9 protein-coding genes are annotated in these 10,041 nt (G+C 70.6%); 2 read left to right on the top strand and 7 right to left on the bottom strand.

The window, feature by feature from the left end; translation table 11 throughout:
* Positions 1-158 precede the first annotated feature (158 nt).
* The 6 genes from ABT006_RS32140 to ABT006_RS32115 form a co-directional block, all read right to left on the bottom strand.
* Positions 159-1,709: a pentapeptide repeat-containing protein gene (locus ABT006_RS32140; protein ID WP_350712237.1), complete on the bottom strand. Its 1,551-nt coding sequence runs from the start codon at positions 1,707-1,709 to the stop codon at positions 159-161.
* 195 nt (positions 1,710-1,904) lie between these two features.
* Positions 1,905-2,246, bottom strand: coding sequence for a VOC family protein (locus ABT006_RS32135; protein WP_350712236.1), 342 nt, complete (start codon positions 2,244-2,246; stop codon positions 1,905-1,907).
* Between the two features lie 162 nt (positions 2,247-2,408).
* A complete protein-coding gene (locus ABT006_RS32130; RefSeq protein WP_466024220.1) occupies positions 2,409-2,960 on the bottom strand; it encodes a YciI family protein in 552 nt (183 codons plus the stop codon).
* A gap of 148 nt (positions 2,961-3,108) precedes the next feature.
* Positions 3,109-4,119, bottom strand: coding sequence for a trypsin-like serine peptidase (locus tag ABT006_RS32125; RefSeq protein WP_350712234.1), 1,011 nt, complete (start codon positions 4,117-4,119; stop codon positions 3,109-3,111).
* A 320-nt stretch (positions 4,120-4,439) separates the two neighbouring features.
* Complete coding sequence (locus ABT006_RS32120; protein WP_350712233.1) at positions 4,440-5,594, bottom strand: helix-turn-helix domain-containing protein; 1,155 nt, start codon at positions 5,592-5,594, stop codon at positions 4,440-4,442.
* On the bottom strand, positions 5,581-5,745 hold the full coding sequence (locus ABT006_RS32115; protein ID WP_350712232.1) for a hypothetical protein: 165 nt from the start codon (positions 5,743-5,745) through the stop codon (positions 5,581-5,583). Before ABT006_RS32115 ends, ABT006_RS32120 begins: the two co-directional genes overlap by 14 nt.
* Positions 5,746-5,983: 238 nt before the next feature.
* Between ABT006_RS32115 and ABT006_RS32110 the strand changes: the two genes are divergently transcribed.
* Together ABT006_RS32110 and ABT006_RS32105 are read left to right on the top strand one after the other, a co-directional pair.
* Positions 5,984-7,342 carry an NsdA family TPR-like regulatory protein gene (locus ABT006_RS32110; protein ID WP_350712231.1) on the top strand — a complete coding sequence of 453 codons (1,359 nt, stop codon included), beginning with the start codon at positions 5,984-5,986 and terminating at the stop codon, positions 7,340-7,342.
* 41 nt (positions 7,343-7,383) lie between these two features.
* Positions 7,384-7,875: an NUDIX domain-containing protein gene (locus tag ABT006_RS32105; protein ID WP_350712230.1), complete on the top strand. Its 492-nt coding sequence runs from the start codon at positions 7,384-7,386 to the stop codon at positions 7,873-7,875.
* Between the two features lie 340 nt (positions 7,876-8,215).
* Here the strand turns inward: ABT006_RS32105 and ABT006_RS32100 are convergent, their stop codons facing one another.
* Complete coding sequence (locus ABT006_RS32100) at positions 8,216-9,916, bottom strand: vWA domain-containing protein (protein ID WP_350712229.1); 1,701 nt, start codon at positions 9,914-9,916, stop codon at positions 8,216-8,218.
* Positions 9,917-10,041 lie beyond the last annotated feature (125 nt).

Below are 10,041 nucleotides of genomic sequence, written 5' to 3'. Positions count from 1 at the left end.
CCCCTTCCCTCTTTGGGGCCGTGCGGACCCCCGCCCGCGGCGTTTACACCCCGTTGTACCCCCGGCCCCCCTGGTCCTGCCCCCCCCGGGCGGGGGCCGGGGGCGGCGCCGCCCCGGTCCCCGGCGACCGGCACAGATCGATCCCGGCCGCGCCCGGTTCAGCCCTGTCCCGCCGGTGCCCGATCCTCGGCAGGGTCGACGACGACGCCGGCGTGGAACACGACGCCGTCGAGCACCTCCCGGACCCCGCGCCACCGGTTTAGCCGCGCCCCGGCGAAGGTCGCCTCGCCGTGGAACGACGCGCGCCCCTCGGGCCCGCCCAGCCGGAAGGCGGCAGCGTCGAACGTGCTGTCGTCGAACCGGGTGGCGCCGTGGAACTGGGCGGCGGTGAAGTCCGCGTGCCCCGCGTGGCAGCCGTGCAGGTCGAGGTCGAGCAGCGTCGCGCCACACAGCGCCAGGTTCATGCCCGGCCAGTGCGTCGGCCCGTCGGGGGTGGCGGCCACCGGGCGCAGCCGCTCGGCGAGCAGCCGCTGCGCGTCGCGTCGCAGTGCCGTCTCCCCGGCCTCGGCGGGGCCCAGGTCGCCGCGTACGTCGAACGGCAGCGGCCCGCGCAGGTATCCGCAGACGGTGTCGACCACCCGTTGGCGCAGCTCCGGTCGCGCGTCGCCCAGCTCGCCGAGGGCGCGCAGCCCGGCGTGGCGGACGGCGGGGTCGCCGTCGCCGAGTTGCCGCGCGTAGGGCGACACGGACTCGTCCGGCACGAGCACGCCCGTGCCGTCCGGCCCCGGCCGGGACGTCCAGCCGAGGGGCCAGCTCACCGGCTCGCCGGCCGCACCGGCCCACTGTGCGCCACTGAGGTCCACCGTGGGCTGGTCGAGTCGCACCGCCGCGCCGAACCGGGCGTCCCGGAACGTCGCCTCCCCACCGAACCGGGCCTTGCAGAACCAGGCCGGGCCGCCGAAGCGGGCCTGCCGGAACGACGCGGTCCCGACGAAGCGTGCCCCGTCCCCGCCTTCCTCCCAGCTCTGGTAGTCCCCCATCAGCACCGCGACGGGCCAGCCCGGGTCGTCCTCGTTCGGCTCGTCCCACGGCGCAGGCCGGACCTCCTCGATCGCGTCCCAGGCCGGATCGTCCTCCCACAGCTCGTCCTCGCCCCGCCCGAACCACGCCATGCCGGCGAAGTCCACCCGGTCGAAGCCGGCCGCTCCCCGGAACCGGGCCCGCCCGAACGTCGCGTCGGCGGCGAACACCGCCCCGTCGAACCGGGCCTCGCCGTGGAAGAGCGCGCGGGTGAAGTCCGCGTCGCCGGTGAACCGGGCGCCGGCGAACGAGGTCGTGCCGAGGAACCGCGTGTCGGCGAACCGGGCCCCGGCCAGCTCGCAGCCGCCGAGGTCCGCGTCCATCAGGGACGCCCCGGACAGGTCCACGGCGAGCCCCGGCGGCGGCGTGTCGCCCGCCCCGACGGGGCGCAGCAGCCCGGCCAGCACCCGCAACGCCGCCCGCCGCGCGTGGGCGTCCCCGCCGTCGGCGGCCCCGGGCGCCCGCAGCCAGGCGCAGATCGCGTCAGCCACGTCCTGGCGCACCGTCGGGTCGGTCGCGCCGAGGTCGGCCAGCCGCCGCAGGGCTTCCTCGCGCGCCGCGCCCGTCCCCTCCGCCACCTGCCGTGCGGCGACCCGACACGCCTCGACACCGGCCTCCTCGGTTGCCACGCGACCCTCCCAGCGGGGTGGCTGCCCCGCCACCCGGTACCCGCCGCCGGGACCGTCCCGGGGCGCGGGCGCAGGATAGCCGGGGGTGGCGACAAGTCGCCGTGGCCCGGGAGGGTCCTGGCCGGCTGCCCCGCCGGCCGGCATCGAACCTCGGCCGGCGCGACGCCGTCACCGGTGTGCTCCGGTCGAGTTCGATCAGACGGGTGGGCCGCCGAACTCGATCTCGTTGCCCTCGGGATCCGCGTACCTGGCCTTGCGTACGCCGTTCGAGTAGGTCTCCCGCTTCGCCGGTTCCAGTCCCCGCTCGGCGATCCCGGCCACGCGGGCGTCGAAGTCGTCGACGAAGATCGTGTGCATGGCGTGCCCGGCGTGCTCCGGGCGGTGCTCCACGAACAACGACCGGTGTTCGGCCAGCTCCCACACCGCCTCCGTGTCGCTGGCCACGAAGGACGGCGGGCAGCCGAGCAGCCTCTCGTACCAGGTCAGCGCCGCCGGATAGTCCCTGACGGGTATGCCTGCGTACAGATCGAGGGCCATGCGGCCATGCTAGTGCGGCAGGCGGGTCGGGCCGACCAGCGTCGCCAGGCGCGCGCCACGCCGGTGCCGCGTCGACGCGGGCGGCCTGCGTGGCTGTCGGAGACCACAGCTCGTCCACTCGCCCGAGGAATCCCAGGCGGCAGGCACCCGCCGCCTCCGGGATCAGGACGGACGTCCGCCAAACCTCCAGTCGTGCACCTCGATCTCGGCATACCGGTCCGGGGTCAGCACGGCGCGCGCCTCGTCCGGGTCCGCCGCCCCGATCAGCGCCGCCGTGCCCAGCCAGGTGGCACCGTCGTCGGACAGCAGCGGTCCGTACGCGATCAGGTCGTCCCGGTCGGGCGGCAGGTCCCGGTCGGCGGCCTGCCCCGCGCCGAGGCCGAGCACCAGGTACCGGTTGCCACCGGTCCGGCCACCGGGGAAGTCCCACATGGTGCGCCCCAGCGTGTTGTGCCAGCGGCGCAGCAGCACGTCCCGGTACGCACCGGCCTGGTAGTTGGGCTCGTCGAAGGCGAATGCCCGGGCGGCGGCGGCATCGGGCAGGTCGACGATGTGCACGCTGCCGGTCGGCGTTTCCCCGTCGGGGGCGAAGGTCGGGCCGCGGGCGATCATCTCCGCCGCGTACCGGTCCATGTAGGACCAGTGTTCTTCCAGCAACTCGGTACGCAGTGCCAGGGAGTCACGCCGGTCGCGGTGGTAGCAGAAGAACTCCATGCCGCAGATCTTGATCTCCGTTTCGGACCGGTGCAAGTGTCGGCACCCCCGCCACCCGCCCACGGGGGCGGTGCCCGAAGCCGGCTACGGAACGGAGCACACGCGCAGAGCCCCGGCCATCGGCCGGGGCTCTGGCGGTCATGTGTCTTTACGCCGGGGAAAGACCTTCCGCGAAGTCGTAGAGGCTCTTGATGTCATTGTCGAAGTACGGACCGTCGAATTGTCCGTTGCCCGGATTGTCGCCGTGGCTAACGACGCTGTTGACGTATCCGAGACCGTTCTGGTCGTTGTATTCCTGCAGCCAAGGTCCGCCGCTGGAGCCGTAGGTCATGTTGCACCACATCCGGATCTGCTGGCCGCCGGCGTACCACGTGCCACTCTGGCAGTAGTACTGGCTCTCCCCGCCGCCAAGGTTCGACGGGTAGCCGAGGGCGGTCATCAGGGAGATGTTGTAGCCCCAGTTCCAGCGCAGACCGTGGCCACCGACCGTGTCGACGACCTTGAGGCCCCAGTTACCGCCGTTGTGCATGATGGCGATGCCCATGTCCTCGTCGTAGCTGCTGTTGTTGATCCACGCGGTGCGGGCCGTGAGCTGGTAGGCCACGAACGTGCCGAACGGCCGCACTCCGTTGCGGTACCGCGGCACGAACTGCCAGTTGCTGTACCACTGCCCGCCGCTGCCCTGGTGCACGCAGTGACCGGCGGTCATGACCAGCCGGCGCTTGCCGCTGGCGACGGCGCTCGCCGAGCAGGAGGCGGTACCGCCGCCGGGCATGGTGAAGTAGACCTTGCCGACGACCGCTGATTCGTTGAGCTGGATGCTGACGTCGTCGCCGCTGGCGACGCTCGGCGCCAGGGGCGCGACCGTGCCCGCCGGTCCGTCGGGCTTCGGCGCCCGGTTGGTCGATTCGGTGGCGCCTGGGCGCTTCGCGATGTCCAGGTCGACGGCGCTCGCCATCCGCTCCGGCGTCCAGAACGCGGCGACCTCCTTGGCGATCGCCGCGTTGGTGATCGCACGACCGTCACTGGTGCGGGCGGTGGTGGTGGTGTTGCCGTTCCTCTCGACTGTGGTCGGCTTCGCCTCGGCGACCGCCGGGGCGGTCACGACCAGCGCGAGCGCCAGGCTGGCCGTCGCCGACCAGCGTAGGGTTGTTTTCAAGTGTTTCCCCCTTGTCCTGGGTGCTCCATTCGGGCCAGGGAAACGTATCGACTGATTTGCATTGATCACAAGATAATGGAATGGCAGGTAATTGACACTGACTCTTTGGTGACCGGGAACGTCAACAGGACGACCGGCAGACAAATCGTGCGCAGTTCGAACAGAAGTCGCTATTGGCCGCGCAACTCCCAGCGCCCACGAATCCGCGCTCTCCGCCTGAGGACGCCCGCTGCTATCGAGAAATGGGAATTGCGATTCCCGCAACCGGTAGCTTCCGCCCGCGAACCGGCGACGGCCGCACCACGTACCGGCCGATCCGGTCAGCGGGTCAGGCCGACCAGCGTCGCCAGGCGCGCCACGCCGGCCGGCGCCGGGCGACCCCGGGCGAGTTCGGCGATCACCGTACGCGCCAGAGGCCGAGCCCGGACCTCGGCGGGCGCGACAGCGTCCGCCTCGACCAGCATCCGCCCCGCCCCGCGCAGGTCACCGATCTGGAGGTACCCGCGCGCGGCGTCCAGCAGGTACGCGGCCCGGTACTCGGCCGGCAGCCGCCGCCACCCCTCCCGCCGGATCGCCTGCTCGTGCCGGCGCACCGCCTCCCCGGCGTCCCCCGACTCGACCGCCGCGACCACCCGGGCCAGCTCGACCGCGACCGGCCCGAAGCTGGTCCGGTACGGGTCGTCACCGGCCCCGACCCTGGCGGCGATGTCGGCGGCCCGGGCGGTCAACTCCCCGACCCGGCGGGTGTCGCCGCATCCGGCGGCAGCCAGAGCGGCCTGAATCAGCAGGGCCCCGTGGACCATCGACGTCTCCGGCGTCGGTCCGACGCGCCGCACGGCGGCGACCGCCGCCGCCAGCGCCAACCGGTCCCGGCCCAGCGCGCGCAGCGCCTGCCCGATCGACACGACTGCCGACGCCGCCAGCACCGGGTCACCGCCCGCCACGGCCACCGCGCGGTCGGCGGCCAGCCACCCGAGGTCGGCCTCGCCGAGCTTCACCAGCACCGACGAGGTGATCCGGTAAGCCTGCACCAGCAGCTCCGGCGCTTGCGGGCGCAAGCCCTGGGCGGCGTCGAGCAGCCCCGGCAGCAGCCGCAGCACCTGGGCGTAGTGCGCGTGCTGGAAGGTCAGCCATGCGTGCGCCACCTGCCGCTCGACCTCGTCCATCGGCGCGTGGCGGCCGGGCTGGTCGTAGCGGGCAAGGGCGGCGCGGATTCCGTCCACCCCGTCCGGCGAGCCGACAGCCGCCGGCAACACCGGGCGGTCCTCGCCGAGCAGCACCAGCGGATCGATCCGCAGCACCTCGGCGATCTCCTGGACGACCGGATACCGGTCCAGCGCGCGGACGCCCCGCTCGACCTTGTCCATCCAGCTCTTGGACCTGCCGAGCCGATCCGCGAGCATCTGCTGGGTCATCCGCCGCCGCACCCGCCAGCGGGCGACCCGACGACCGATCGGCTCGTCACCGCTGGTCACGCCGCCACCGCCGGTCCGGGACCGCCCGGGTGGTCTCCTCCACCGGTACGCGCTCCGCCTCGGCCTGGGCGAGAAGCCGTTTCTTGGCAGCCTCCCGCTCGGCCGCCTCGACCTGCTCGCCCCGACTCATCGCTGGCTCGTCGTTCTGCATCCGCACCTCCATCGACCGGGGCGCGACGGTAGGTCTCGGAAGCGCTTCCTCTCGCCGCCCATTGCGCCATGAGGTCAGCGAAGTCGACTGCTGGTCGACCGACCAGATGGCAGGCGATGCGTGCCGTTGCGTAGCCCTCGGTGTCATGTTGCGCCGGGTTGCGCGGGGCACCCACAGCGCCGCAGCGACCCATAGGCTCGTCACTGCTGGTAGCCAATCGATACCTGGAGGCACATCCATGGCGCGGCCGGTCACGAATGCGGCGTTCGAAGCACTGCTTCGCACCGCCGGGTACGGCAACGCCCACGCCGCCTTCGCTCGCCAGCTCAACCACGCCGGCCGTATCCACGGCGCCTGGCGCTACGATGCCGCCAGCGTCTACTGGTGGCTACGCGGACGCCGGCCGGTCGACCACGTTCAAGCCACCATGGCCGAAACGTTCGCCCGCAAACTCGGTCGCCCCGTTGCCGTCACCGAACTCGGATTCACGGCACGCGATGTCACCGCGAATGCTGGCTACCCCACGTCCGCGGGTCAGGCTATCGATGCTGCCGAAAGACTCTGGGCGATGCTCGCCAAGCAGCTCGGCTCAGCGCCTGGCGGGACATTCCAGAGCGGCGACGCCCTCCAAACCGCGCTCGCCTGGCGGTACGACTTGCCCGACCGGGCGGTCGCTTGCAGCGGCCGGCAACTGGTGACGAGTGCAGACATCCAATCCCTGTACGCCCTCGCCGACCATTTCACCGACCTTGACCGACGCCACGGCGGTGGCTCCCCGCGCACCCGGGCGCTCATGGTCGACCTCCTCGTGCGCCAGGTCGTCCCGATGCTGCGAGGCAGCTACAACGACGCCGTCGGACGGGACCTCATGCGCGCGACCGCGACGCTTTCCGGCCAGCTCGCCTTCATGTCCTACGACGCGGGCGACCACGGCATCGCCCAACATCATCTGACCATCGCGCTACGGCTCGCCAAGGCCGCCGACGACCGCCTGTACGGTGCCCACCTGCTGGCCAACCTCGCCACCCAGGCCGTCTACCTCGGGCACGCCCACGACGCCGTCCGGCTCGCCGAAGCTGCCATCGACGGAGCAGGCCGCGCCCCCGCCGCCGTCCGCTCGCGGCTGTACACGACCGCCGCCAGCGCGTACGGCACGTCAGGCGAAAGACGTGCGTGCCAGAACGCCCTCGCCATGGCCGAGCGAGCCATCGATCGTACGGACCCCGACGGCGGTCCGCGCTGGGTCAGCTACTTCAGCCCGGCCCACCTCGCCGGTGCTGCGGTCAAGTGCCTCAGCGACCTGGGCCTATACCGACAGGCCCTGAGACACACAACTGACGCGCTCACCGTCGCCAACCAGAACATCCGGACGCGTGCCCTGCACACCGCCGTCATCGCCACGACCCATGCTCGCGCTGGAGACATCGAGGCTGCCTACGACCGGGGCCGGGAGCTGACACACCACGCAACAGCCGTCCATTCCGCCCGCGTGACACATCGCGTCCGCGAACTTGCCACCGCTCTGCGCCCTCATCGAGCCGTGCCTGAGATCAACGAACTCCTGCTGACTCTCGCAGCTCCGACAGTGCCCAGGTAACACAAGGTCCCATCGAGACGATGTCGGCTAGCGTCACCGAGGTGACCTGGACCGAGCCCGCTACCTGGTACGCCAACCTTCCAGCCTTCTACGCCGCCGCAGCCGCCTTCATCACCGACCCGGCTGGAAACGTACTGCTCGTCAAGCCCACCTACCACGACCACTGGGCCTTCCCAGGTGGTTATGTGGACGAGGGCGAGTATCCGCATGACGCCTGCGCCCGCGAGATCCGCGAAGAGCTGGGTACTGCTGTGGTGGTGGGCGACCTGCTCGTCGTGGATTGGGCACCTCCCGCCGGGCAGCGGCCACGCGCCCTGATCCACTTCACCTTCGACTGCGGTACGGTCGCCAGCCTTGAGGGCATCACCTTGCCTGAGCAGGAGCTTGAGGACATCGCCTTCTTCTCGCCCCAGGATGCTGAGCAGCGACTCCCAGACAATGTCGCTCCGCGAGCCCACGCGGCGATACGCGCCCGAGCCCGGCGCACCCCGGTCTATCTTGCCGACGGCGGTGCTACCTCACAACCGCAGTAATGATCAACAGCGGTCGTCCCCGCCATGACCTCCAGCGTCGAGACGACGCCTGCGCATGCCCTGATGCTGACGGTGGGACTTGAAATGGCGTCGCTCAAGCGATGACTTGGTAGCGGGCAAGCATTGACATGACAGTCAAGACGATCGTCCTTGCACGTGGGGCAGTGTCGCACTCCTACACACTCAGGTTCGGCGATCACTACGGTCAGCAGCCCCTGCAGTCATCGACCGTACTCCTACCCGCGAGGAGAGGTACGGATGGTGAATCGCCCCGCGGCAGCAGCGCGGGGCCGCATCGACCATGTCTACTACGTCACCGACGTGACCTGGACAGAGCCCACTAGAAGCTACTGACCAGCTTGACGAATGCGTCGTCGATCTTCGCCGGGTCACGGGCGTCGAACGCCTTGCCCGCGGCCGCCTTGGCGATCCGGTCCAGCGTCCCGAAATCGGACTGCTCATCAAAGGCGACGCAGAAAATCTTGATCGGTCGTTCCGGATCCAACGCGACGTCTTGGAGCAGCCGGGCGAGATTGCTGTCCTTGTTGTACTCGTTCTTGCCGTCTGTCAGTACGACCACCGCGTTGATCCGGGACTGGTCATAGTGATCGAGCATGTGACGGTGTGCCGCCCGTACGGTGGCGTACAGAGCGGTGCCGCCCTCGACGTGGAGGTTGTTGATCTTATTGGTGAGCGCCTTCTGGTCGAACGCCGACAGCCGGACCTCTTCGCTGTACGGCGACTTCGGCCGCTGTTTCGTCTCGGACGAGAACGACCAGAGCGCGACCTGGTCCTCGGAGTTCAAGAGGCCGAAGCCCTTGGCGGCGGCCCTGGTCGCCACCTGGAACCTGGTCCGGTCACCGATCTTTGCGTTCATCGAACCGGACGTGTCGACGGCCACGAGGATGTTCGCCTTCTTGCGCAGCGTGCCCCAGCCGGTGAGGATCGCCTTGACCACGGTGGGATCCGGCGGGTCGAAGTAGGTGAGATCTTGGGCGCCGCGCCCGCCGACGGAGGCGATCAGCGGGCGGGACGCGTTCTGCTTGTGGTCGCGGAACCCGAGCCGGCTGAAGCTCTCCTGCTGCGGCGGCTCCTGGAGGAACGCCAGGAAGTCGGCAGCGGCGTCACGTTGCTCCGGGCTGGCCGAGGGGAGCACCACGTACGGGTGGTCGAGGTTGAACGTGCCCTCCTTCGGATACAGCGCGACCAGTGGGACCCTCGGCTTCTCGCCCCGGGTCGGGCTCAGCTCCCCCTGGTTGTACTGGTAGACCAACTCCTCCTGCGTCACCACCGCGCTCATGTCCGTCGGAGCCGCCGTGCCGGACAGGTCCGCCTCGGCGCGGTCCTTCAGCAGATCCACGATGTCGTCGCTGTAGTGGGACACGTTGGCCTCGATACGGCGGACGAACTGGGTCACCGCCGGATTCGCGAGGTCGCTCTCCGTAAGGTCACTGGCCCGGTTGATGGCCGCGTAGTAGCTCGCGATCGTGGCCGCCAGCCCGGAGGTGGACAGGTTCGGGTTGACCTTGCCGAAAGTGAACCGCCCCCACTCGGGGCGACCGAAGGTGGCCCAGCCCGAGCGCCCGGACGAGCCCAGCATCTCACCCCAGCCGAGGGGACCTTGCTGTTGGAGCAGCTCACCCTTCGGCTGCGGCATGGCGATGACCAGCGGACTGTTCGCGATCGACGGGTACCGGCCGGGGGTCTGCGCCGGACGCCCGGCGGCCTCGTCCCGCAACTTCAACTGCCCGGTCCACAGGGTTGACGTCGGCAACCACACCTGCGGCCGTGGCCGGCCGGGCTGCTTGACTGCCCATTCGCCGGCCAGCGCGTCCGTCGCCGCACCGGACGAGAGCCCATGTACGGTCACCACGGCGCACCGGCCACCGAACCGCCGATCGCTCTTGTTGTAGCGTTCTGCCAACTCGCCGAGCAGCACGTCCTTCTCGATCGACGAGCTGACCTCCAGCGGCGTACAGTCGATGTCCGCCGCCGGCCGGACGATCAGGTAGGCCGCCGCGATGATCGCGAATCCGGCCACGATGGCCGTGGTGTACGGCAGCCACGGCCGGGCAGTCGGTCGACCTGAAACCATGTGGTCCCTCCAGAGTGTCGGCTGACGGCGTCGACATCAGCCACCAGCCCGGCCGGGCCGCCATGCGGACC

The sequence above is a fragment of the Micromonospora sp. NPDC002717 genome, assembly GCF_040295705.1.
Taxonomy (GTDB): domain Bacteria; phylum Actinomycetota; class Actinomycetes; order Mycobacteriales; family Micromonosporaceae; genus Micromonospora.
Note: the sequence above shows the minus strand (reverse complement) of the source record. Positions and strands in the feature narration are given on the sequence as shown.